Origin of the sequence: Terribacillus saccharophilus, from assembly GCF_002272075.1 — a bacterium.
Classification (GTDB): Bacteria; Bacillota; Bacilli; order Bacillales; family Amphibacillaceae; genus Terribacillus; species Terribacillus saccharophilus_A.
On the sequence record NZ_NPBJ01000026.1, the window covers coordinates 1 to 23,507 of the forward strand.

Annotated in this window: 21 protein-coding genes; 9 read left to right on the forward strand and 12 right to left on the reverse strand. The window is 45.1% G+C overall.

What is annotated here, in order from left to right:
* Positions 1-78: 78 nt before the first annotated feature.
* Both CHH48_RS13590 and CHH48_RS13595 read right to left on the reverse strand, forming a co-directional pair.
* On the reverse strand, positions 79-756 hold the full coding sequence (locus CHH48_RS13590) for an ABC transporter ATP-binding protein (protein WP_095219694.1): 678 nt from the start codon (positions 754-756) through the stop codon (positions 79-81).
* 16 nt (positions 757-772) lie between these two features.
* Positions 773-2,251 carry an ABC transporter permease gene (locus tag CHH48_RS13595; protein WP_095219714.1) on the reverse strand — a complete coding sequence of 493 codons (1,479 nt, stop codon included), beginning with the start codon at positions 2,249-2,251 and terminating at the stop codon, positions 773-775.
* 203 nt (positions 2,252-2,454) lie between these two features.
* On the opposite strand from CHH48_RS13595, the gene CHH48_RS13600 reads away from it, so the two are divergent.
* Both CHH48_RS13600 and CHH48_RS13605 read left to right on the forward strand, forming a co-directional pair.
* A complete protein-coding gene (locus CHH48_RS13600) occupies positions 2,455-3,132 on the forward strand; it encodes a response regulator transcription factor (protein WP_217903025.1) in 678 nt (225 codons plus the stop codon).
* Positions 3,129-4,559 carry a sensor histidine kinase gene (locus CHH48_RS13605; protein WP_095219696.1) on the forward strand — a complete coding sequence of 477 codons (1,431 nt, stop codon included), beginning with the start codon at positions 3,129-3,131 and terminating at the stop codon, positions 4,557-4,559. Before CHH48_RS13600 ends, CHH48_RS13605 begins: the two co-directional genes overlap by 4 nt.
* 25 nt (positions 4,560-4,584) lie before the next feature.
* On the opposite strand, the gene CHH48_RS13610 is transcribed toward CHH48_RS13605, so the two are convergent.
* From CHH48_RS13610 to CHH48_RS13620, 3 genes are all read right to left on the reverse strand, one after another.
* Positions 4,585-6,996, reverse strand: coding sequence for an immune inhibitor A domain-containing protein (locus tag CHH48_RS13610; RefSeq protein WP_428848888.1), 2,412 nt, complete (start codon positions 6,994-6,996; stop codon positions 4,585-4,587).
* Positions 6,997-7,440: 444 nt separating this feature from the next.
* Entirely contained in the window at positions 7,441-7,902 is a 462-nt protein-coding gene (locus CHH48_RS13615; protein WP_245840387.1) for an 8-oxo-dGTP diphosphatase, read from the reverse strand.
* Position 7,903: 1 nt separating this feature from the next.
* The gene (locus CHH48_RS13620; RefSeq protein WP_095219699.1) at positions 7,904-8,263 is read right to left on the reverse strand and encodes a Lin0512 family protein; all 360 of its coding nucleotides are present in this window, start codon (positions 8,261-8,263) and stop codon (positions 7,904-7,906) included.
* Positions 8,264-8,375: 112 nt separating this feature from the next.
* Here CHH48_RS13620 and CHH48_RS13625 point away from each other — a divergent pair, with 112 nt between their 5' ends.
* A complete protein-coding gene (locus CHH48_RS13625; RefSeq protein WP_095219700.1) occupies positions 8,376-8,828 on the forward strand; it encodes an NUDIX hydrolase in 453 nt (150 codons plus the stop codon).
* A 62-nt stretch (positions 8,829-8,890) separates the two neighbouring features.
* Here the strand turns inward: CHH48_RS13625 and CHH48_RS13630 are convergent, their stop codons facing one another.
* Entirely contained in the window at positions 8,891-9,172 is a 282-nt protein-coding gene (locus tag CHH48_RS13630) for a hypothetical protein (protein ID WP_095219701.1), read from the reverse strand.
* Positions 9,173-9,244: 72 nt separating this feature from the next.
* Entirely contained in the window at positions 9,245-10,246 is a 1,002-nt protein-coding gene (locus CHH48_RS13635) for a LacI family DNA-binding transcriptional regulator (protein WP_176466449.1), read from the reverse strand.
* 179 nt (positions 10,247-10,425) lie between these two features.
* Here CHH48_RS13635 and CHH48_RS13640 point away from each other — a divergent pair, with 179 nt between their 5' ends.
* Positions 10,426-11,754 carry a 6-phospho-beta-glucosidase gene (locus tag CHH48_RS13640; protein ID WP_095219703.1) on the forward strand — a complete coding sequence of 443 codons (1,329 nt, stop codon included), beginning with the start codon at positions 10,426-10,428 and terminating at the stop codon, positions 11,752-11,754.
* A gap of 33 nt (positions 11,755-11,787) precedes the next feature.
* Here CHH48_RS13640 and CHH48_RS13645 read toward each other — a convergent pair whose 3' ends face one another.
* A complete protein-coding gene (locus CHH48_RS13645) occupies positions 11,788-12,768 on the reverse strand; it encodes a LacI family DNA-binding transcriptional regulator (RefSeq protein WP_095219704.1) in 981 nt (326 codons plus the stop codon).
* A 108-nt stretch (positions 12,769-12,876) separates the two neighbouring features.
* Here CHH48_RS13645 and CHH48_RS13650 point away from each other — a divergent pair, with 108 nt between their 5' ends.
* Positions 12,877-13,704: an HAD-IIB family hydrolase gene (locus CHH48_RS13650; protein WP_095219705.1), complete on the forward strand. Its 828-nt coding sequence runs from the start codon at positions 12,877-12,879 to the stop codon at positions 13,702-13,704.
* Positions 13,705-14,170: 466 nt separating this feature from the next.
* On the forward strand, positions 14,171-15,427 hold the full coding sequence (locus CHH48_RS13655; RefSeq protein WP_095219706.1) for a DNA polymerase IV: 1,257 nt from the start codon (positions 14,171-14,173) through the stop codon (positions 15,425-15,427).
* A gap of 1 nt (position 15,428) precedes the next feature.
* Here the strand turns inward: CHH48_RS13655 and CHH48_RS13660 are convergent, their stop codons facing one another.
* The 4 genes from CHH48_RS13660 to CHH48_RS13675 all read right to left on the reverse strand — a co-directional run bounded on the left by CHH48_RS13660 (position 15,429) and on the right by CHH48_RS13675 (position 19,935).
* The gene (locus CHH48_RS13660; protein WP_095219707.1) at positions 15,429-16,748 is read right to left on the reverse strand and encodes an MATE family efflux transporter; all 1,320 of its coding nucleotides are present in this window, start codon (positions 16,746-16,748) and stop codon (positions 15,429-15,431) included.
* Positions 16,749-16,810: 62 nt separating this feature from the next.
* Complete coding sequence (locus CHH48_RS13665) at positions 16,811-17,962, reverse strand: FtsW/RodA/SpoVE family cell cycle protein (protein ID WP_176466450.1); 1,152 nt, start codon at positions 17,960-17,962, stop codon at positions 16,811-16,813.
* Positions 17,963-18,062: 100 nt separating this feature from the next.
* Positions 18,063-18,563 (reverse strand): FixH family protein, encoded by a 501-nt coding sequence (locus tag CHH48_RS13670; RefSeq protein WP_095219709.1) that lies wholly within the window; start codon positions 18,561-18,563, stop codon positions 18,063-18,065.
* On the reverse strand, positions 18,556-19,935 hold the full coding sequence (locus CHH48_RS13675) for a PepSY-associated TM helix domain-containing protein (protein ID WP_095219710.1): 1,380 nt from the start codon (positions 19,933-19,935) through the stop codon (positions 18,556-18,558). The genes CHH48_RS13670 and CHH48_RS13675 overlap by 8 nt, the downstream gene beginning before the upstream one ends.
* Positions 19,936-20,203: 268 nt before the next feature.
* Between CHH48_RS13675 and proC the strand changes: the two genes are divergently transcribed.
* From proC to CHH48_RS13690, 3 genes are read left to right on the forward strand one after another with little or no spacing between them, the layout of a single operon-like run.
* Positions 20,204-21,073, forward strand: a complete 870-nt coding sequence (gene proC, locus CHH48_RS13680; RefSeq protein WP_255212176.1) for a pyrroline-5-carboxylate reductase — start codon at positions 20,204-20,206, stop codon at positions 21,071-21,073.
* A 45-nt stretch (positions 21,074-21,118) separates the two neighbouring features.
* Entirely contained in the window at positions 21,119-22,222 is a 1,104-nt protein-coding gene (gene proB, locus CHH48_RS13685) for a glutamate 5-kinase (RefSeq protein ID WP_095219712.1), read from the forward strand.
* Between the two features lie 16 nt (positions 22,223-22,238).
* On the forward strand, positions 22,239-23,501 hold the full coding sequence (locus tag CHH48_RS13690; RefSeq protein ID WP_095219713.1) for a glutamate-5-semialdehyde dehydrogenase: 1,263 nt from the start codon (positions 22,239-22,241) through the stop codon (positions 23,499-23,501).
* Positions 23,502-23,507: the final 6 nt, after the last annotated feature.

A 23,507-nucleotide genomic window follows, 5' to 3' on the forward strand; every position in this document is an offset into this window, starting at 1 on the left:
CAAATCTTTTTATGAAGATTTACAATATAGTTCGGTTTTTTATATGGCTAAAACATTTTTGACCCAGCCTCGTTTTGTTTATACATGCTGCAGCATACGGAAGCTGCCGTTGGATAGCTGGATCGTCACATCTGATTGAGCTGCTATTTGCGGATCATGGGTAACCATGATGACGCATTTGTTCTCCTGGTGAGCGAGGTCGGTGAAGAGCTTTACAATCTCCTTGGAAGTCTTATCGTCCAAGTTACCAGTAGGCTCGTCCGCTACGATCAGATCGGTGTCACAGCAGAAAGCCCGTGTAATGGCCACTCGCTGCTGCTGCCCGCCGCTAAGTGTCAGAACACGCTGTTTAGCTTGCTCTTCGGAGATGCCGACCTTTGCCAGCATTTTTAAGATGTAATCTTCCTGGTTCTCTACTTTTTTCCCGGTGATGGCCATTGCCGAAGCAATATTTTGATAAGCTGTCATGTACGGAATCAGATTATAAGACTGGAAAATGATTGAGACATAATCGTGGCGGAAATTACCAAGTCCCATTTTACGGATCGATTTCCCGTCATATTCAATGTCTCCTTCCTTGGCTTTGTCCAGCCCTCCTGCCAAAGACAGGAAGGTGGTCTTGCCTGATCCAGATGTACCGGTGATCGTATAGAATGTATTTTTATGAAAATCGATATTCACAGATTGAAATAAAGGATTTTGTTTATCCGTGTACCAATAGCCAACGTTTTTGAATGCCAATAATGGTGCTGTCATATTTAACCCCTGCTTTCTATTCTTGTTTAGTTAAAATGTTTTTCGGCTGAAGACGAAGGATTGAGATGGATGGGATAAGCGCTGCAATGATGGCCACAGCCAATCCGATACCGCCAAGTATCAAGATGTTTTCCCAAGTCACATTAATATTCAAACTGCTGATTGCTTCACTTGGCTGACTGAACGCATCAGACACAGCTTGTCCTGGGCCACCGCCGCCCATTGGACCGCCACCACCGCCAGGACCTTGCTGCACAGATGTAGATGCAGTCTCAGCAGATGCTGTTGTTTGTTGATCTAATAGCTGATTCCCTAGTACGTTCGCAATTGGATTTCCAAATATAGAAGACAATCCGACTGCAACAATGGCAATCACAACAATTTCTGTAATGAACTGTCCTGCTAGCTTCCATTTCTTTTCCCCAATTGCCATCAGTACACCCATCTCATATTTACGTTCACGAATGGAAAGCATAACGATCAATGCTAGGATGATCGCACCGGCAATGGTTACAAGGTAAACGATATTTTTAGCAAAGGAAGCAACATTTTCGATTGGTCCTACCATCTGCTGGTAAAGATCATCGTTTGCAGCCAGCTGATACACGTCGAAGTCGACATCCGTTTTCTCTGCTGCGGCAATAAATGCATCGATGTTTTCTGCATCGTCCATTTGATAGGTAACAGATTCAACAGTATCTGTGTAGTCCTCACCTTTTAACGTGTTAGCCGCTGTATATGGAACATAAATCGTGTTATATGGATTCAGGAAGGAGAAGTTCATCGCTTGGTCGCTTCCTGCTGAACTTGTTTCATAAATACCGACGATCTCCAGTTCTTGTGTCGTATCTTCATCACTAGCTGAGCTGATATTGATTGTATCTCCAACTGCTAAATCATTTTCCTCTGCAAGTGTTTGCTCGATGACCGCAACATTAGTGCCGGCATCCGATTCTTCGATGCCTCGTCCGTCTACGATTTCTGCTTCGCCATCACTGAAGCTTTCTGCTTCCTCACTGGTTAGCGTCCCATTTACAGTAAGATCGGCTTGTACCATACCGCCCCGGCCTTGGTCACCGCCAGGAGCTTGTTCGCTTTCGGTGTCACTGCTATCTGTGGATGTGCTGCTTTCGATAATATCGAAGTCTCCCGCATTAGCAGAAGCTGAAACGATGTAGTTGTAGCTCTTCACATGGTCTAAAGCTGAGATAGACTCTGCGTCATCCAGACTGATTGGTGTGCTGGTGAACTGTGGTGGTCCGTCTGACTCACTTTGCTCACTCTGCTGCTTCTCCATGGCTGCTTCCCGGTCAACCTGCAGGGTAACAGAACCTCCTAGCTCTTGTCTTGCCAATTCACTAGATGCTTTGGCTGCTGACTGAATTGTAAGTCCTGATAGGACGAACACACAGATGACGGTGAAAATTACCAATTGTAATAAAGTCTTTCCTTTTTTTGCTTTCATGCTCCAGAAAGCACGTTTCAAGAAATTCATTCTGCCATCTCCTTCACTTTTTCCGGACATGCTATAATGCTTCTGAGCCACGCCCGCTTTGACTAATTGCAAGTATGGGGGCGCGTGCTGAAGCACACATGAAAGCTAGCTGAAGATTTGCTGAAAGTGAAAAAATCGGGAATCTTCAGCTGGTTTTCAGGTAATTGTTCCATAATAAAGAAAAAAGAAGAATGGATGACAGGATGGAAAACATAAAAGTATTAGTCGTCGATGATGAACAGACAATCACACAGTTCCTGATGCTGGGGTTGCAAAATGAAGGCTATATTGTTGAAAATGCGGCTGATGGGATGCAAGCTATTGCCAAAGCAGATCATTTCGAGCCTCATATTGTCATATTAGATGTCATGATGCCAGGGATGGATGGATTTGAAGTGTGCCGGATGCTGAAAAAGAAAGGCCGGAAACTATCTATCATTATGTTAACAGCGCGGGATCAAGTGGATGATCGTATCAAAGGACTAAATGGCGGCGCAGACGATTACTTGGTCAAACCGTTCAGTTTTGAAGAACTGCTCGCCAGAATGCAGGCACGGCTACGCAATCAATTTCCGGAACTGGGTGATTCACTTGTAGCAGGCCCTTTACGAATAGATGATCGCCGTAAAGAAGTTTACTTGAAGGAAGAGCTGCTGCAGCTTTCTCCGACAGAGTATGAGCTGTTAAAATATCTTGCTATGAATCAAGGAATTGTACTGAGCAAGGCGCTTATCCTTGATAAAGTGTGGGGATATGCATTTGGAGGAGAAGAAAACATTGTAGAAGTGTATATACGCTCTTTACGTGAAAAACTCCACGATAAAGATCGGCAGCTGATTCGCACAATCCGGGGGGCAGGCTATCGCCTGGATGTCAGATGAAGCGATTACGCAAATTAAAGCCAAGAACCTTAAATAAGCAGATTGTTGCTTTATCCTGTCTTATTCTTGCCATTATCCTGACAGTCGTCGGTATCCTGCAATACTTCTTGATGAAAGATTTCCTATACCAGAATGAAGCAGATGCCATGCAGTCACAGCTGCATTCGCTTCCGCCAGCACTGCTTGAACAAAATAATGATATGCATCAGCCATTTCTTTTCGATCGTTCCTTAGCCAGAATCGATACGTCAGGAAACTATACAGATTTATCAGAGGAAAACGGTCTTTCCAGTCCGCGCTTGGATGGGAAAGAGCTTCGCAAGTATATGAACGGCAGAGATGATAATTCTGCCAGGTACATCGTGATGGAGGATGTTGATGGGAAAGAGCAGCTCGTTGTCATTGTTGCTGATAGACGGTTCGGCGACACAAGCGGTTATTTGCAGGCAGGGACAGAGACGGCATCAATCAACGATGTCATCAAAGGGCAGCTGCAGGTATTTTTCCTGCTGGCTATCGTGGCATTGGCTGCAGGTATCCTGCTCTACTCACGAGTGATTAAAAAAGCGCTCGACCCGCTGCACCGGATAATCCGGAGGGTAGAGCGGACGAATGCGGAGAATTTATCTGAACGGATGGAAGAGGATTCCGAGCAAATCGAGATAAAACGACTTACAATCGCTTTTAACCAAATGGTTGAAAGAATCGATAGCTCTTTCCAGTCGGAACGAGAAGCTAAAGAACAAATGCAGCAGTTCATTGCGGATGCTTCCCATGAACTGCGCACGCCGCTCACTTCCATTCACGGCTTTTTGGAAGTGTTATTAAGAGGAGCTGCGAAGAACCCTGATCAGCTCTATCCGGCGCTTGAGAGCATGCTCAAGGAATCGAAGCGTATCAAGAAGCTGGTCGAAGATTTGCTTTTACTCACCAAGCTGGATCAGGCAGAGGATATGCAGCTGCAGGATCTGGAGGTGAGTACTGTACTGGAGGAAATGATGCCGCATTTTGATATGCTTGCCGGCAGAAGGAATGTACAATTTTCGGTGGATGAGCAACTGATTGTAGCTGCTGATAAAGATAAATTGAAACAAGTGCTATTGAATCTATTTTATAATGCAGTACAGCATACAGATCCTGAACAGGGAGAAATCGATATAATCCTCGGTAAAACAGAACATGCTGCAGAAATAATTGTGAAAGATAATGGATCCGGTATCCCGAAAGCACATCTGCCGCATGTATTTGACCGGTTTTACCGGAGTGATAGTTCACGCGCACGCCAGCAAGGCGGTGCGGGTCTTGGTCTTTCTATCAGCCATTCTATTATCAAGGCACACCACGGCACAATAGAGGTAGAGAGTGTAGAAGGCAAAGGCACTATATTCCGAGTGCTGATACCAAAAAAAGAAGGAACCCGTAAATGAACGGGTTCCTTCTTTGCTATTAATCTTAGCGGGAAATTTCAATCTTACCGACTGTACCATCCGGGCTGTCTTCTTTGACCTCAAACTCAAGTCCATACTCTGGAACTTTACGTCCAGCGTCGGGAAGAGCTTTATTCAAATAAGTTTTATCATCCTTGAACTTATCATAGCTCTTCGTGTGATTATCTTTCAGCGTCAAGCCATTAGTAGCACGATAATCGAGGAACATCTTCTCAGGCTTATCCTTGCTGAATGCTGCATCATGGATTTGATAACGACTGGAAGCGACAGATTTATCACTCCAGTATAGCCCCTTCTGATCAGCATCCACTACGCCAAGGAAGCCTTCACCCGGATGTGTGCCAGTCCAGTTGTTGTCATACGAATTATCTACGTACCAGACTAGAAGACCAGTGTTGTAGCTCATTAAGCTGTCACCACGGCGGATACGGTCAAGACCGACGTCCACGCCGTTATGTGTGCGCCATTCGAGCAAGTAGTAGTGCTCGGAAAGGGAGACGCCTTTATCTTGAGCGAATCCAGATAGATCAAAAGCACTGTCAGCTTCTGCATCATCTGTCAGGACAGAGCTGCCATCAGCTGTCACTTGAATGTCATCCACGTAGAATCCAGCGTTGTTTACAGCTACATCCGTCCAATAGTTCAAGGAAAGCTCGATTTCCTGCCCTGCGTAGGCACTTAAATCGAAAGTAGCATCCACCCACCCGTCAGACGTTCCGGTAATACCATCACCTGGGTTCTGGTCGTTCGGGTTTTCTGTAGTCGTAATGCTGCCAGGAACAGTTTCCCCGTTCACTTTGACAGAAGCATAATCCCAATCTTGTTCGATATCATACCAAGTTTTAAATGTCAGTTCAGCAGAAGAGGCACTGGTCAAATCAACAGTTGTTGTCATGCTGTTATCAACGTTATTGCCTTTACCGCTGAAGTAAGCATACGTCCCGCTAGCAGGCTTAGTTACTTCTGTTTCCTTATCTGGCAGGTTTACACGAATTACATCGTTGTTTGTACCTTTTGTTACAGCTTCATCCAGCAGCAGTTCTACTTTATCTCCATCCAAGTCCTTTGCTTCGATCGTCGTACCGCTCAGCCAGTTGCCGCCATGCGCGTTTTGCAGATATTCCTTCGCATAGGCACTGAATCCAGATGGCTCTGTTCCAGGTACATCACCAGCCCAGCTTCCGCTTGCCATGATGGACCAATACGCAACAGCTTCCCCTTGGCCGGTATAATTTGTATCATACTCATCCGGCAAGCCTAGGTCATGGCCGTATTCATGTGCGAATACCCCCATAGCCCCATCTTCCGGTTCGATTGTATAGTCATAAGCAGCAAGCTGTCCGTCAAAGCGGTCACTTGTGGAGCTTCCGCCAGGGACTGCCACAAGTCCGCCAAGATTCCAGCGGTGAGACCAGATTGCATCGCCGCCAAGGCTTCCGCCGCCAGCTTCCTCACCGACACCTGCGTGAATGACCATTAAGTGGTCGATGATACCATCCGGCTCATGGTAAACACCATCACCATCGTAGTCATCGCGATCCCATTGATCGTATTCGCTCAAGTCAACGTTAGGATCTTGTCCAGCTTTCGTCAGGGCTTCATACACCAATTCCCTTGCAGCTGTATCACTGCCGTCTGGAGCAGGATCGTTAGCACCATAGTAAGCTGCAGGATGATCTGCTGTGTACCATCCGGCGATCTCCCCGTCAACAGTATAGCTGCCGCCGGATTGCGCTTCATAGTATTGCTTCATGGAAGTGAACTCCTGGCCATCCGGACCAGTATAGCCATCTTCACCGAAGATCATGTTCTGGAAGTGATCATGTGTATAATCCTCATACCACATATCCGTTTCTTCCGGTGTGATGGAGCTGTTTTGGTAATCAGGGAAGTCAATTGCAAGGACAAGAACTTTGTCTTCGCGTACTTCTCCGTCATACTCTTCTTCTTTCACGTTATCTACTTTCTTATTTTTCTTCTTGTCTTTTCCCTTATCCTTGCCTTTATCTTTCTTCGATGCCTCTTTGGAAGCACTTGCTGCATTGTCAGCATTGCCATTTTGTTTATCCGTGTCACTTACCACTGACTCATCGATTGCAGCCTCTTTCAGCTCATCCGGCAGAGGCTGCTTAGCAGCTTCTGCGCTTTTTTCTTCCCGTTCCTTGAGGTAAGCGTTCAATATTTCCTGAGCTTCAGCTTCAGTAGCATCTTCACTAATTTTGCCTTCTTCCTTCAGCAATTCAATCAATTTATCCTCATTGGCAATTGCACTGTCGAAAGGGCCGCCGCTTTGTGCGACTTTCGGCGAGTACGTTACAGTTGGTGCCTTTTCAGTAGATGCTTCGGCTTCCTGCGCTGGTACAAATGATAATGTAAAAGTGCTAAACCCGATAACAGCTGCCATTGCAGAAGCCATCCATTTATTCTTCTTCAAGCAAGTCACTCTCCCTGTGCTAATAGTTTAAATAGTCGGAAAACAAATGAGATATGTAGGTAAAGTTTTCCTTAAAGGGTAGTATAGCGACTAGTCTGCTAGATTTACAATGGTACTTTGGAAGGAAGCAAAGCTGTATTTACCTTGAAATGATGCGGTTTTCGTGAGATTTCTTCACATAATCCGACAAGATTGGCAAAGAAGTTGGGAAATAATAGAGTGGAAAATAACGTAAACATATGGAAACTTGTAGAAGGGTGAGGAAAGTTGGGAAAGTAGAGGCGATTAGAAAATATTACATTTACTAGAAAAATGAGCTGATAGACCTATCTGTTTATCTTGTTTAATAGAAATATAATTACAATAACCGGATATAAATGCATTTTTGAGTATTAGAAGGGGGGAAGTAGAAATGCTTCCCCTTATTTATGTACGCAGTATTTCTTCCGCGTAATCAGAAGCTTCAGATTCTGCATGCAGGAACAGCTCAAATGTACCTTCTTGGAAGAATAACGGAAAAACAGTACGGACTACATCCTGCATCGGTAGTTCCATTGCTTTACATTTCGGAATCCACGTTGGATTGCCTTCTCTGGAATTTGTCAGCAGAGTGCCGGAAAAGGAGTACGTTACATAATAGAAGATTAGATAACGGACATTCTGTTTTTCATTCACATAATGCTGTACACCTTTATACTCCAGATTCCAAACGTCCAGCCCTGTCTCTTCCTTCACTTCGCGAATGGCACTTGCGGTGAGGCTCTCAGGGAAATCAACCTTCTCGCCGGGCGGGATGAAACCGCTGAAGTCATCATGCTGCCGGTCTAACAGAAGCACCTGATCTTCATTATGTATCATCACCATATTATAGATCTTGTGCTCGATCATATCAGTATCCTGTCTCGACGGAGGCATTCACGATATACATCATGTCGTTTTTATCCTGTTTCTCCTCCAAGTAGATAGCACTGGTAGTCAGCATACCGCCATCAATTACTTCTACTGTTACAGTTCCGTATGGAATGCGGGCTTTAACTTGCTCGATATCCAGCTTGTCCTTATCCGCAGGAACGGCCAAACGGACATTCACCTTCATATTATGCAGATCGTTTTCTGGCAGGACACTCGTAATACCAGGCATGGAGTTTGTATGTATAGCATTGACTACTGCACGTACTGCTGCCTTTGTGACGTTCTGACCGTGAACATCGACACCGAATCCGGTTTGGATGAACATGATTTTTTCCATATTATCACTCCTAGTTCGTTCTGATATAGTTACTGTATCATATTAAGATTAAAGAATTCTATCAGCTATATGTAAGATTTGGTAAACTGGTTGAGAGAAAGGGGATGTGCTTGTGAACTATGTGGAGAATCTTCGGAAGTACGTCGGGCATCAGCCTGTCATTTTAGTCGGAGCGTTATGCCTTCTTTTTGATGAAAAGCAGCATATCCTTTTACAGAAACGAATTCACCCGCCCGAAACATGGGGCTTGCCCGGCGGATTGATGGAACTGGGTGAATCAGCTGAACAGACAGCGGCCAGGGAAGTCCTTGAAGAAACAGGACTGACAGTGGAGGAACTGCAGCTGGTCGATGTGTATTCCGGTAAAGATAATTTTGCCGTCGCTGCTAATGGTGATGAATTTTATAATGTGACGATTGTTTACCAGACAAGTCAATATCATGGAGAATTAATGCTTGATGAAGCGGAATCTATGCAGCTGGCCTTTTTCCCGCTTGATGAACTGCCGGAAAAGATGGTCAGAAGCCACCGCCGATTTATAAATGATTTCAGCGAAAAGGAGTAGCTAATCAGCTATTCCTTTTCTGCTTCTTGAACATCCAATGTGATAGTTGCTAATTTAACTACTCATGGCATGGAAGCGACCGTATATTCAATTAGCACAGAAACGAGTGCGAGCACTACGATAAATACGGTGGATATAGCTAATATCCGATCACTGCTATCCAGCATATTTTCGCTTTGACGTCTCCGTATCATGAAAAATAAGGCTCCTAGTAATGCAGAACCTCCCCAAATTACCAAACCTGTCATAGTGAAAAGCTGCTCCCATGCTGCCAGCCAAAAAGTGAGTATACCCAGATGGATAGCGCATACCGTATAATTGGCTGTTCGCCTTAAAGTCAACATGTTCATTCCCCCTGTGCCACTATCCTAGCACAAGGAACGATTATACATATATAGAACTTCTTGATAGCCTAATCACACTTGAACTTGCTTCACACCTCTGCTAGTAGACAGACGTTCTGTCAGAGAGAAGGACAAATCTGCTGCTGTATAAGGCACTTTCGTCAACACTGCATACATGCGGCGGAATGCTTCGTCCCCCATCTGCTTGAGCGGATTGCGGACATGCGTCAGCTCCATTAGCCCAGCTACATCGCTTTGGTCGGACTCGAAGCCGACTAATCCTAATTCATCGGGGATGCTGATTCCTTGCGCACGTGCTTCAGCTGCCATGCCAGCTGCAACATAATCACTTGCATGAATGACAGCATCAGGCATATCTTTACCGTTTTGAAGCTTCTGAAGAGCTATGCGTCCGTCATCGACAGTGAATGTCTCATCTAAGATCCATTCGGAATGGACGGGAAGGTTATGCGTTTGCAATATATCTTCAAATGCCTTCTTCCGTTCCAGGCTGTTTCGGCTTTCGGCTCTTCCGATAGTACAGGCAATACGGGTGTAGCCTTTCTCGATCAAATGCTCCAGCCCGAGCATGAACCCTTCGTAATGATTCATATATATAGATTGGATCTTTGGATGCTGCAGGGGCTCACATGTCATAATCGGACCGTACTTTGTATAGGTGGCAACCTTTTCCCAATCTAATCCGCAGCGCAGGATGATCAATCCGTCGAGACGCTTCTGACGCAGCATTTCCAATGCCTGTAATTCCTGATCGGCTTTCTCATTCGTTTGGTAAAGTAAGGTTTGATAATGGCAGGAGGTGCCAGCTTCGGCGATACCTTGAACAATTTGCATGAAATAATGACTGATGGAAGGAGAAACGACACCAATTGTATTGGTTCTGCCTTTTTTCAGCTGTACTGCATTGCTGTTTTGGATGTAGTCGAGCTTATCAATGACTTGCTGGACCTTACGCCGAGTATCTTCATGGACGTGTGGATGGTGATTGAGGACACGTGAAACAGTGCTGCGGGAAACGCCAGCCATCTGTGCAATCTGCTTGATATTACTCATGTACATCACCTCTTTAGAAATCGCTTTCTTACCTTTATTTTAGCGGAAAATGAACGTTTTGTAAGCTTTGGACGACCTGTTTACAAATTCCTTACGAATTTGTGCTTGACCTGGGATGCATTCCAGCATTTAAGCTATGGCTGTAGATCCAAAACGTAACCATATAGGAGGCTTTAATCATGGGAAAATTGAAGATCGTTACAATCGGTGGCGGTTCCAGCTATACTCCGGAAATCGTAGAAGGGTTCATTAAACGCTATGATGAATTGCCAATCACGGAGCTTTGGCTTGTTGATGTAGAAGCAGGAAAAGAAAAGCTTGAGATTGTAGGAAATATGGCAAAACGTATGGTCGAAAAAGCAGGCTTGCCAATTGATGTGCATTTGACATTGGATCGCCGGGAAGCTTTGAAGGATGCAGACTTCGTTACAACGCAATTCCGTGTCGGACTATTGGATGCACGTGCGAAGGACGAAAGAATTCCTTTGAAATATAATGTAATTGGACAGGAAACGAACGGACCAGGCGGATTGTTCAAAGGTCTGCGTACTATTCCAGTTATCCTTGATATTTGTAAAGACATGGAGGAGCTTTGCCCGAATGCATGGCTCGTAAACTTCACGAATCCAGCTGGCATGGTAACAGAAGCTGTGCTTCGCTATTCTAATATCAAAAATGTCGTCGGCTTATGTAATGTACCGATCATGATGAAAATGCAAGTAGCGGAGCTGCTCGGTGCTGATGGAGATCGTGTACACATCGACTTTGCTGGGCTAAATCACATGGTATTCGGCTTGAACGTATACTTGGACGGAGAAAATGTGACCGACACCGTGCTCGACAAGATGACAAGTGATGATAAAAAAGAAATGACAATGAGAAATATCAAAAATCTTGACTGGGAACCTAGCTTTATTAAAGGTTTGAAAGCTATCCCGTGTCCATACCATCGCTACTATTACAAAACGTCACAGATGCTGGAAGCAGAGCTTGAGGAAGCAGATAACGAAGGTACGCGTGCCGAGGTCGTGCAAGGTGTGGAGCGCGATTTGTTCGAGCTTTACAAAGATCCTAATTTGGCACATAAGCCGGAGCAGCTGTCCAAGCGCGGCGGTGCGTACTACAGTGACGCAGCCTGCAGCCTGATCAACTCCATCTACAACGACAAACGCGATATCCAGACTGTAAACACAATTAATAATGGTGCTATCCAGAGCATTCCGAATGACTCTGCCATTGAAATTAACTGTGTCATCACAAAAGACGGACCAAAACCAATCGGTATTGGTGACCTTCCAGTTCCAGTACGCGGACTTGTGCAGCAAATCAAATCATTCGAGCGTGTTGGAGCTGAAGCAGCTGTAACAGGTGATTACAACACTGCTTTGCTTGCAATGACAATCAACCCACTTGTACCTTCTGATGAGATTGCGAAAAAGATAATGGATGAAATGTTGGAGGCTCATAAAGAGCATTTGCCACAGTTCTTTAAAAAGATTGAAGCATAATAAGATGACCCGTGCAGAGAGCACGGGTCTTTTTTATGTGGAATGCCTCGGTACAAGATATCCTTGCCATTGAAATAGTTTGGGTACATAAAAGTTGCCAGACAGCTGCATATCTAATTGTTCTGCGGTCTTTCGCGCCATGGCCTCTATCTCATTATCATAAGTGGTCAGCGGAGGATCGGTGATCTGAGAGATAGGATGGTTATCAAACCCAGTAACTGCGCACTTTTCTGGCACAGCGATTTGATGCTGCTTGGCAGCATGCAGAATCCCAGCGGCAACGAAGTCACTTCCAGCAAATATGCCATCTATCAGCAATTGTTTATCATGAAATAAATCAGTACCCAAACGAATACCATCCTCAATTGATACCATTCCTTCTATGCGTTTCCCGCCTTCCTTTAGATTTCTTGCAGCTAAGGCATTTAGAAAACCAATATATCTAGCTTCTTGGGATGGAGAGGTGTGGTCGAGGCAGAATAAGAGTCGCCTCTTTCCTGTTTGCAGCATATGCATGGTCAATTTATAGGCGGCACTCTCTTCATCTAGACTGCATACAGTTGCGTCAATTTCATATTTCTCATTACAAATAAGTATTGGACCGTTTTCTAGGCAACGGGCTAAAAGGGGAGCTTCCAGTGCTGATGAAGTTGCGATTATAGCGTCCAGTTCACGCTGTTTCAGCTTGGCGAATACATCCAGTTCACGTTTTTTATCACCGAATGTCTGAAAGATAACGGGTTTCCATCCTTTTGCTGTACACGCATTCGATAATGATTGCACTAGTGCTGCGAAATAAGGATGATCGACTTGAGGTGTGAGAATACCTATGGCAGAAGTCTTGCGCTTTCGAAATTGAACAGCCAAGCTGTTTGGAGTGAATCCAGATTCCTCGATAGCAGAAAGGATCATCTGCCGCTTCTGTTCAGATACATAAGGATGCCCATTTATTACACGAGAGACAGTGCTTTTGGAAACGCCGCATTGCTTTGCAATGTCGTTTATAGTAGGCATTCAACCAGCTCCTTGGTCATTGAATGTAGCTTTATCATAGCATATCCGTTTTCTTGTTGACCTGGGAACGTTCCCATCTCTTATGGTAGGAAGGGAGGTGGTTGAATAATGAGTGTGAAAAAATGTTTCGATAGTACCGACAGCACAAAGGCACTTATTTGTTTTGATTTTGATGAGACTTATTTTCCTCATGCTTGTGAGAAAGGGCAGCTGGAGGATCTGCATGCTATGGAACTTTATCTAGATCAGATTGCCAGGCAGTATCATGTGAAGATTGCTTGGGTTACCGGAAGTGATTGTAATGCCCTGGCTGCTAAAATGGAGCGTGCACATCTGACTTATATGCCCCATTTCATTGCAGCCAATCTGGGAACGGAACTGTACCAATTAACAGCTGATGGAGAACTAAAGGAGATGCACGAATGGAAACAGCATTTACCTGTTCAAGAAGAATTCAATCAGCTTGTAGACGGTTTGATTCATATGCTCTCCCTGGATGGAATAGCGTTACAGCCACAGACGATGCATGGTCAGAGTTCGTATAAAAAGAACTACTATTACTTTCCTAATGAAGATGATTTGGCTGATGCAATGAATCGTATAAGGGAGGCAGCTGCTGCAGCTAAAGTAGGTTTGAATGTGAACGCATGTAACCCACTGGCAGGAGATCCGGACGGGGCATATGATGTGGATTTCATTCCGTTAAGGACTGGAAAGCGAGCAGCCGTCCAATTCTTGGCAAATCATTGCATGGTGGAGCCATCGCAGATCTATGCTTTTGGAGACAGCGGGAATGACCTCGAAATGCTGCGATATGCAGGAAATGGTTTCCTTGTTGCTAATGCAACAGAGGAGGCGAAACAGAAGCATAGTCAGGTATGCGGAACACCTTACGCAGCCGGTATCAGGACGACGCTGCAACATTTCTTTACTTGATGAGACTAATGTGGATTGTAAAACCATTAGGAAAACCGTTTACTTCTCTGCGTCCCAAAAGTTGAGTGTTACTTTGATTTTTGGGACGCAGTTCATTTTTTAGAAGTACTGTTAATGCGCTGCTTGTTCTTTTTGTTCCTTTTTCACCGAATATATAGCACCCAGCTGACTAATTAATATAGCTAGATAAAACCAATTAATTGTCCCTCTAGAACCAGATCATAAGTAAGCTGTGCAACTGCTATGATTCCTGCAATATAATATATAGTCAACCATTCTCGCATACGAATCACCTCTGCATGATTCCCCTCTATATATCTACTTTACCAAATGTTAGTAAGGCGATCTCGCTTTTATAAGAGGTTTTAATCGTTTTTCCTCCCTATCCAAAAATTACAGCTACTATAACTGGCTCAAATCGGGTAATCTAAAGTAAGAACATTTGTTCCCTTTGGAGGTGGAGAAGATGGATTACAGCGGATTTCAGCAGCATGAGGTATTGTGTGTGGATATGCGAAGCTTCTATGCAAGTGTGGAATGTGTGAAACGCGGGCTTGATCCGATGACAACACTGCTTGCGGTGGTCGGGGATACGAAGCGGCCAGGGAGTATCGTGCTGGCTGCCAGCCCTGCATTAAAGAAGAAGCATGGCGTCAGCAATGTGAGCCGTTATTTTGAGTTGCCGGAAGATCCGGAAATCGTTATTGCCGAAGCACATATGAAGGATTACTTGGAGGTTTCGGTGGCAATCACTGAGCTTGTGCATGAGTATGTCCCGATGGAAGCAATCCACGTTTATTCAGTCGATGAATTCTGGGTGACACTTGATGGTACGGAAAAGCTGCATGGAACTGCGGAAGAGACAGCGGTTAAGTTACAGGCAGACATACTGGAGCAATTCGGCGTTACGGCAGCTATTGGAATCGGCGATAACAAGTTCCTGGCCAAGGTTGTGATGGATATTCATGCAAAGAAACAGAGCACTGGTATTGCTATTTGTCATTATCAGGATGTGCCGCGTTTATTATGGCCGGTTCCGATACAGGATATTTGGGGGATTGGACGACGCATGCAGCGTAATTTGAACCGAATGGGTATTGTTACGCTTGGACACCTGGCTCACACTTCCTTGGAACAACTCAAGAAACGGTATGGTGTGATGGGTGAGCAATTATACTGGCATGCATGGGGAATCGATGAGAGCGAGGTGCTCGGTGATTTCGTCAAGCAGGAACAGAAAAGCTACGGACACGGCATCACACTGCTGCGTAATTATCGGGGAGAAGAAATTCCGACCATCATTCTGGAGCTGTGTGAGGAGGCATGCAGACGGGCAAGACGAGATAGGAAGGAAGGCAATACAGTCCATCTGGCCGTTGGATATGCCAGTCAGCATGGTGGCGGCTTCAGCCGGTCCCGCTCCTTTACGAGCCCTTCGAATCTGACGACGGATATGTATAAGCTCTGCCTTGAACTATTTCATGAGCACTACCAAAAAGGCCACGAAGTCAGACGGGTGTCTGTCTCCCTGACCAATTTATACGATGAAGAAGCAACGCAGCTTAGCTTATTTGAGGACAAAAGCAAGCAGAAGGATCTGAGTCGGACGATGGATCAGATTCGTGCGCGTTTCGGCACGACCGCCATCCTGCGCGCCAGCAGCCATACAGCTGCTGGGATGACAATTGAACGCAGTACGAAAATCGGAGGCCATCAAGCCTGACTTATGCTGCTGCCGTCTGCTGGAACAGCCGGCGCAGCTTTGGTACATACATGATAAGAAAGACGGACCGCCCGAGACTGAACAGCAGGAAAGCAATCCATAGTCCATGATTGCCAAGCGGCTGCAGAGCATAAAGTGCGGCTAGATAAAGCAGGACAGCAAAAATCATAGAGTTACGGACAAAGCGAACTTCCGTCACGCCGGTGAAAACACCATAGTAGACAAGGCCAAGGCTGGCGACAATCGGAAACAGCACAAGCCAGTTAGCATAGGAACCAGTCAGCTCGATAATATGCTGCTGATCGGAGAACAACGGATAGATCCACTTCTGACCAGCAAGAAACAGAATTGCAAGCGTCCCCCCGATACCAAGTCCCCATTGCAGAGATAAGCGCAGAGACTGTGAAAAGAGTTTTTCATTGCGTTCCCCAAGCGCCCGACCGGCCACTATGCTAGACGCATTAGCGAACCCGTCAAAGAAATACGCCATCATATAGTGAATCTGGATCAGAATGGCATTGGCTGCTAGCATATCTTCCCCAAACGCAGCACCCTTTGCTGTAAATAGGTTAAAGACAATAAGCAGGCATATCGTCCGGATGAATAAATCTCGGTTGACTTTCATCATCTGCCACATCGGTTTAGGATCGACTGCGCGTCGTAAAATCTGTACGAATGGATGCTGCCAGATGCCTCCAGCATATTTTCGCAGCAGGACAATGCCGAATACACAAGAGAAAATCTCTGCAATCAGCGTAGAAGCACCTACACCTGCCACTCCCAAATCCCACACATGAACGGAAAGAATACAAAGGATAATATTCAGTACATTCGTGCTTATTTGGAGAATAAGCGTTGCTTTGATATAGGACATGCCGATTAGCCAGCCAAGGATGACATAGTTGGCAAGCGCAAATGGTGCACCCCAAATCCGGATTGAGAAGTAAGCCGAAGCACTGCTATTCACTGCATCACTCGCTCCTAAAAAGGAGAGGGAGTAGTGCAGGATCGGCTGTTGTATGAGAACGAATAGCATACCGACGATAAAAGCAACCAGGAAAGGACGCATTAGCGCCATTGCATGTTTTTCTTTATCCAGACTGGCAGATGCTTGAGCAGCAAACCCAGAGGTGCTCACCCGAAGAAATCCGAAAAGCCAGTACATCGTATTAAATATGATCGTACCGATGGCGACTCCGCCAATATAAGAAGCATTGGAAAGTTGGCCGACAACTGCCGTATCAACAACACCGAGCAGCGGCGTTGTAATCGTCGATAGAGTCAGCGGAAGGGCCAGCGCTAAGTAGTTTTTATGCTCCATACACTCACCTTAACAGTAGTAATTACGATATAATATACCGCACCTGTTCACAGAAGTAAACGCTATTTGTTACCAAACATAAACGTCATCGTATTAACACGCATATTGAGGATCAATCCAAGAGAAGCGAGTGTAATAACGAGTGCACTGCCTCCGTAGCTGATAAGCGGCAGTCCAAGTCCAGTGACAGGCATTAATCCGATACTCATTCCGACATTTTGGAATATCTGAAATGTCAGGAAACCAGCAATTCCTGCACCAATTAAAGTACCGAAGGAATCATGATAGCGCTGGGAAATCATGACGATTTTATAAATGAGCATAAAGTAAAGCAGCAGGATGATACTTGTTCCAACGAAGCCGAAAACACCGCCGATGACGGCGAATATCAGGTCTGAATAGGCGTATGGCACATGAGGCAGGTGTTCATAGCCGCTCACATTACCAGATCCAATCGCCATGATCGATTGATTCAGCTGATAGCCGGAAATAGTATATTTCTCTGGCTGCAGCCAGCCGTAAAATCGGCTTGCCTGATAGCTTGGCAGCATACCGAGTATCCGATCAAGAAAGAAGTCAGTTGCAACGAAGTATGTAATTGTCAATGCAAGGATGATCGTTAATGGTACAGAGAAAATAATTAGTATTGTTTTTATCCGGACGCGGGAAACAAGCAGCATCGCCCCGTATATAGCAAGGTAAACCATCGCGTTACCAAAGTCTGGAAATCGCATCACGACAGCAACAGGGATTAATGTGATAACCGTCAGTTTGCCGACAAGCAGCATTTCCTCTTTAAGCGTAGGAGAGCTATCTGTCCCTTTACTGATTACTTGAGCCAGATACAGAATCAATCCGATTTTCATCGATTCAGCGGGCTGGAATGAAAAGCCGCCGATTGTATACCAGCCGTATGCATTGTTGATTTCCTTGGAGATGCTAGAAGGTGCAATTAAGATACCTACTAACAGCAGCAGGAAAAATAGATAAACAAAAAGTGATAAACGCTTCAGTATGTCCAAATCGAGAAAATAAGACACGACAAAACAGCCGCCTAAACCGATCACATACCAGACGACTTGCTGCAGGACGAAATATTCTCCTTGCAGGAGTTGTACTTGATATAAACTGACTAGGCTGACCAGTCCGAGCAGTATGATAAGTGAGAAATAGATATAATCGAATTTTTCTAGATATGTTTGCAGTTTTTGCATGCTTGTCACCATTTCATCATAAGTATAAGCTACTGTTCTATCGTAACAGAAATTTCCAATTAAAAAAGCCGTATTCTCGAGAAATACGGCTTTTTCCTAGTTAATGATGATGGTGGCTTCCACTATCATCCTGTTTTTTCTGTTCTTGTTCCTGTTTTATCTTTTCTATCTCTTCTTGAGTCAATTCACCAACGCGAATTTGCTTCGTCGGCATCAAATGAATATTATCGACCGTCACATCTGCTTTTACAAAATATACGCCATCCGATGGGAAGGTATATTCCAAGAGATATGTTCCGTCTGCATCCAATGAGGCGGGGATTTCTTCTGCATCTGCTTTGTTTTCATCTTTCCAAATTAGAAAATTGACGGTTGCTTCCTGTTCAAGTGACTTACCATCTTGCGTAAGCTTTACGTCAATTTTCGGAGCAGAACCTGCTTCAATGGATTCAGGAGCTTCGATGTTCACGTTAACTTCTTCCCGTTTGGCATAGTGATCTGCTGCTTCAGGATCGGCAGAGCATGCAGCAAGGAGAAAGAACGTCAGTAACAACGGTGTAAATTTAATGAATCGCATCTGCTTTTCTCCTTTCTTACGCATTGAAGAACCTCTTCAGTGCAGGCACTCTCGGGATGACAAACCGATCAAACAGCCAGACGACGATAATCGAGATACCGACAAGCGGGAAGATGATGCCAAGAATGATCATCAATACAATAACACCCTTCATAACTTTGTCGGACGGTGCTTTTGGTGACCCTAGCTTACCTTCCGGTTTTCGGGAGAGCCACAGTATAAAGCCGCTCACAGCAATTCCGACAATTCCGATACAGACAAGCAAACCGATAATCTGATTCCAGATACCGAATTCCGTTCCTTTATGAATAGTAATACCATAAGCAATAACCTTACCAAGCGTATTATAATTATCATAGCGATAATCTGCCAAAACAGCACCAGTATACTGATCAATGTGCATCGTCACTTCATCACGAGCTTTCGGCGGGAAAGCAGACAAAGTGAATACACCATCCTGCGTTTGCGGAATCATGATATTGTAGCCCGGCTTTACACCTTCTTCTTCGGCTATTGATACAACATCATCAACTGATAGCTGTGTATATTGCTGATTTGTAGAAACAGGGACTGGTAGGTTCTCCGCTGACCAAGGAACATCTGCAATTTCCTTCGTTTTCACATCAGAAGCTGGAGCATCACCAACCCACACAGAAGGTGGATAGCCGACACCTGCATTTGTAGTAAGTATCTGGAAATTGTTTCCCCATAAACCTGACCAAGGAAGACCAGTGAGTATCAGGAACAGCAGACCTAATGAAATCCAGAATGCAGGTACTACGTGCAAGTCGCGTGCCCGCAGTTTTTTCCCTTTGTTCAATCGAGGAACCAGGACTCCACGGATTTTCGATTTACCTTTCATCTTCGGCCAGCCCAGGTAGACACCAGTAATGATCAGAATTAGTGCCCAGCAAGCAGCCCACTCGACAATACGATCCCCGACAGTTCCCATTAACAGCTCACCATGAATCTTTTCAAATACATTGACGAGTTTGTAAGAATCTTCTAATTTACCGAGTATGACATTTTCATAAGGGTCAACGTAGACGGTAAAAGCTTTACCGTCTTCAGTAATACCAACCTCTGCTGAACGGTCTGGACTGTCACTTGGACGATACGACGTCACTGCTGCATTCGGGTTCACAGCTTCCACTGTATTAATTTGCTCGGATGGAGTTGTGACTGTAGTTTGCGGAGTGACTTCATAATAGTCTTTATAAAGGGCTGCTTCGATTTGGGGTTTAAATAGGTAAACGCCGCCTGTGATAGCCAGAATAATGAGGAAAGGCATGATAATAAGACCTGCATAGAAATGCCAGCGCCAGACAGACTGATAAAGTGACCGACGCTTCTGTTGTTTCTTCTTCGACACCGACGGCTCTTTTTGTGCCTCCATATAGGGACAACTCCTTTTCGTCTATAGTAAATGTAATAATAGGCAAAGTAGTACAAGCCTAAGCTTAGGACAATTTTCACCCCCTTACAAGTAGGTAAATGGAGGATATTATGACCATTCCTTGAACTTGATGGATAATAATTTATAAAGCGTTTTCATCCGTTAGCTCATGGGGCTGAAACGTTGGTGGGACGGGCTTTGGTGCTGTGACATTCCTTGACATAGTATCCTATAGTGTTAGCATAGATAACTGTTAACAAGGAACGAAATTAATTCTCAAAAGGAGCGATTAGGTATCTTAATTAACAAACGGATTTTGTATGTCGGAGCAGGATCGATGGCAGAAGGAATGATAGCCGGGATGAACGGGTGTGATAGCTTGCATAACGTGCAGATATATGTGACGAATCGAACAAATTCGGAGCGTCTGTATGAGCTGCAGGAGCGCTACACTATTACCGGTATTCCTCAGGCTGAGGTGAATTGGGGCAGTATGGATGTCATCATACTCGCGATGAAACCAAAGGACATAACCGCTGCATTAATCGATTTGAAAGATAAGGTTCAGGAAAGACAGCTGGTCATATCGGTAGCTGCAGGCATCCAGAATGAACAGATTGAGCATTATCTGCCGGAAAACCAACCCGTTGTTCGTATTATGCCTAACACATCCAGTACCATTGGTGAATCAGCGACGGCTATTGCACCTGGTACCCATGTATCCGCCGATCAGCTTACGTTGATTAGCGAACTGGTCAATACATTTGGTGAGTCATTTGTAATTGCAGAAGAGCAGATGGATGTCTTCACAGGAATGGCTGGCAGTGGACCTGCCTATTTCTATAAGCTGATGGAGCACTTTGAGGAAACAGGTGTAGCTGCAGGCATTGACCGTGAAACAGCAAGAAAGATCGGAACGCAAACGATGCTGGGAGCGGCCAGAATGCTAGTGGAAACGGAAGAAGAGCCGGCTATTCTGCGGAAGAAAGTAACCTCTCCAAATGGAACAACTGCTGCCGGACTTGAAGCACTGAATGATGCTGGAGCAGGAGAAGCGATGACAAAAGCGATTCTTTCTGCAGCGGAACGATCCAACGAAATCAGTGAGGAGCTTAAAAAACAGCTTTTGACACGCTAACGCATGATAGTGAAAAAATGAAAACTGGAGGACGTTATCATTTCTATTCAAGCAACAGAACCGAAACGTATTGTCGTCAAGATCGGAAGCAGTTCATTGACCAGCCTGCATGGAGAAATCAGCCGTAAGAAGCTTGAGAAACTAGTGGAGCAGCTCGTAAAGCTGAAAGACAATGGCTATGAGGTATTGCTTGTATCATCGGGAGCTGTGGCAGCCGGTTATCGCAAGCTCGGGTTTCTGGAACGACCGAAGTCCCTGCCGGAAAAGCAAGCTGCTGCATCTATCGGGCAGGGCTTGCTGATGGAAGCCTACTCGGATTTGTTCCTGTCCCATGGTTATGTAGCGTCGCAAATTTTGATTACACGTGGCGACTTCTCGGACGAAACCCGCTATAATAATGTTAGAAATACGATAAATGTATTAGTTGATCGTGGCATCATCCCGATCATAAATGAAAACGATACAGTGACAGTCGATAGGCTGCGCTTTGGAGATAATGACACACTTTCGGCAAAGGTTGCCGGATTGGTCGGTGCAGATTTCCTGGCTGTCCTTTCTGATATTGACGGTTTGTATACGGATAATCCAGTCAAGAACCCGGATGCAACACGCATCGAGCTGGTGAAAGCCATCACGCCAGAAATAGAGGCTGCTGCAGGTGATGCTGGAAGTGCAGTCGGAACCGGCGGCATGAAGTCCAAGCTGGATGCATTCAAGATTGCGATGGCATCTGGTATTAAAGGTTTTCTTGGCGATGCAACAGAAGAAGATATCATCTATAGTTCTGTGTTGGGTGAAGCAGATGGAACGTACTTCGAAGCGGACCAGGATATGGATTACTTGAATCGTAAGAAACAGTGGATTGCCTTCAATTCCGGACCAGTAGGTGAAATCATCTTGAAGAGAGATGACCAGACACCACATTCAGTTGAATTCCAGAATATCAGCACCATCAAGGGCAATTTCAAAAAAGGTGACGTCGTGCGCATTCTGGATGAAACAGGAGCTCGAATCGGTCTGGGTATCGTGAATCAAGCTGCGTCCGAACTTTGGCAGGCATTGGCGAGTCCGGTAAGGAATATAGAAGAGACGATAGTCGATCAGGAAGCGTTTGTTTGTGAACTAGAGCATACTGTACCAATTCGATGACAGAAGGAGGAATACTGTGGAGCATATAAAGGAAGTAGTAACAGTCGAGGAGCAAGCCATTGCAGCGAAATCAGCAGCTAAGCAGCTTTCACTCCTGACAACAGCAGAAAGAAATGAGGCACTAGTTGCAGTTGCGGCGCAATTGGAAAAGGATTATGAAGTCATTCTGACTGCGAATGATAAAGATATGCAAGCAGGGGAAGCAAAAGGGTTCGATGCTGCTTTTCTTGATCGCTTGAAGCTTAACCGCGAACGTATCGAGGATTTTGCAAGTGGGTTGAAGGAAGTAGTTGAGCTTGAGGATCCAACTGATCACGTGGTCAGCGAATGGACACTGGAAAATGGCTTGCATGTTAGCCGTATTACGGTGCCGCTAGGCGTTATCGGAATGATTTATGAAGCTCGTCCTAATGTAACAGCAGATGCAACGGGTCTGGCGCTCAAGTCAGGTAATGCGATCGTCTTGAAAGGCGGATCATCTGCGATTCATACGAATACAGCAATCGTAGAGGTCATCAAAAAAGCACTCCAGCAGACAAAAGTTCCTGCGGAGGCGGTTCAGCTTATCCAATCGACTGATCGGAAGGAGACGGCAAAGCTCTTTACGATGAAGGAGCATATCGATGTGCTTATTCCTCGCGGGGGTGCATCACTCATCCAAGCCGTCGTTGATTCTGCAACTGTTCCAGTCTTGGAAACAGGTGTAGGGAACTGCCATATGTACGTGGATAATACAGCACAAGTTGATATGGCTATCTCCACATTCCTGAATGCCAAAACGGATCGTCCGGCAGTTTGCAACGCATTGGAAACATTGATTGTTCACCGGAAATGGCTGGAGACAAACAAGGATGCATTAGTACAAGCGTTGCAGGAAAATGGTATTCAAACACATGGAGATGACATTGCAGTACAGCTTTTACCAGACTGCAAACCTGCAACAGAAGCGGATTGGGCAAATGAATACTTGGGCCTGGACGTTGCAGTACGTGTCGTTGATTCAGTAGAGGAAGCCATTGACCACATCGACCGTTATGGTACAAAGCATTCAGAGGCAATCATTTCTGAAGATGGCGAAGCAGTAAACAAATTTATGAAAGCTGTTGATGCAGCAGCGCTTTATCATAATGCATCGACGCGTTTCACAGATGGTCATGCATTAGGTTTCGGAGCTGAGATCGGTATTTCAACACAAAAGCTTCATGCCCGCGGACCGATGGGCTTGCCGGCATTAACGACGTACAAGTACGTTATGAAAGGCAACGGTCAAACAAGATAACAAAAA

Excerpts from the sequence above, each read along its gene's own strand:
- CHH48_RS13590 (WP_095219694.1), bottom strand. The coding sequence starts at position 756 with ATGACAGCACCATTATTGGCATTCAAAAACGTTGGCTATTGGTACACG.
- CHH48_RS13595 (WP_095219714.1), bottom strand. The coding sequence starts at position 2,251 with ATGAATTTCTTGAAACGTGCTTTCTGGAGCATGAAAGCAAAAAAAGGA.
- CHH48_RS13600 (WP_217903025.1), top strand. The coding sequence starts at position 2,455 with ATGGAAAACATAAAAGTATTAGTCGTCGATGATGAACAGACAATCACA.
- CHH48_RS13605 (WP_095219696.1), top strand. The coding sequence starts at position 3,129 with ATGAAGCGATTACGCAAATTAAAGCCAAGAACCTTAAATAAGCAGATT.
- CHH48_RS13610 (WP_428848888.1), bottom strand. The coding sequence starts at position 6,996 with ATGGCTTCTGCAATGGCAGCTGTTATCGGGTTTAGCACTTTTACATTA.
- CHH48_RS13615 (WP_245840387.1), bottom strand. The coding sequence starts at position 7,902 with ATGATCGAGCACAAGATCTATAATATGGTGATGATACATAATGAAGAT.
- CHH48_RS13620 (WP_095219699.1), bottom strand. The coding sequence starts at position 8,263 with ATGGAAAAAATCATGTTCATCCAAACCGGATTCGGTGTCGATGTTCAC.
- CHH48_RS13630 (WP_095219701.1), bottom strand. The coding sequence starts at position 9,172 with ATGTTGACTTTAAGGCGAACAGCCAATTATACGGTATGCGCTATCCAT.
- CHH48_RS13635 (WP_176466449.1), bottom strand. The coding sequence starts at position 10,246 with ATGAGTAATATCAAGCAGATTGCACAGATGGCTGGCGTTTCCCGCAGC.
- CHH48_RS13640 (WP_095219703.1), top strand. The coding sequence starts at position 10,426 with ATGGGAAAATTGAAGATCGTTACAATCGGTGGCGGTTCCAGCTATACT.
- CHH48_RS13645 (WP_095219704.1), bottom strand. The coding sequence starts at position 12,768 with ATGCCTACTATAAACGACATTGCAAAGCAATGCGGCGTTTCCAAAAGC.
- CHH48_RS13650 (WP_095219705.1), top strand. The coding sequence starts at position 12,877 with ATGAGTGTGAAAAAATGTTTCGATAGTACCGACAGCACAAAGGCACTT.
- CHH48_RS13655 (WP_095219706.1), top strand. The coding sequence starts at position 14,171 with ATGGATTACAGCGGATTTCAGCAGCATGAGGTATTGTGTGTGGATATG.
- CHH48_RS13660 (WP_095219707.1), bottom strand. The coding sequence starts at position 16,748 with ATGGAGCATAAAAACTACTTAGCGCTGGCCCTTCCGCTGACTCTATCG.
- CHH48_RS13665 (WP_176466450.1), bottom strand. The coding sequence starts at position 17,962 with ATGCAAAAACTGCAAACATATCTAGAAAAATTCGATTATATCTATTTC.
- CHH48_RS13670 (WP_095219709.1), bottom strand. The coding sequence starts at position 18,563 with ATGCGTAAGAAAGGAGAAAAGCAGATGCGATTCATTAAATTTACACCG.
- CHH48_RS13675 (WP_095219710.1), bottom strand. The coding sequence starts at position 19,935 with ATGGAGGCACAAAAAGAGCCGTCGGTGTCGAAGAAGAAACAACAGAAG.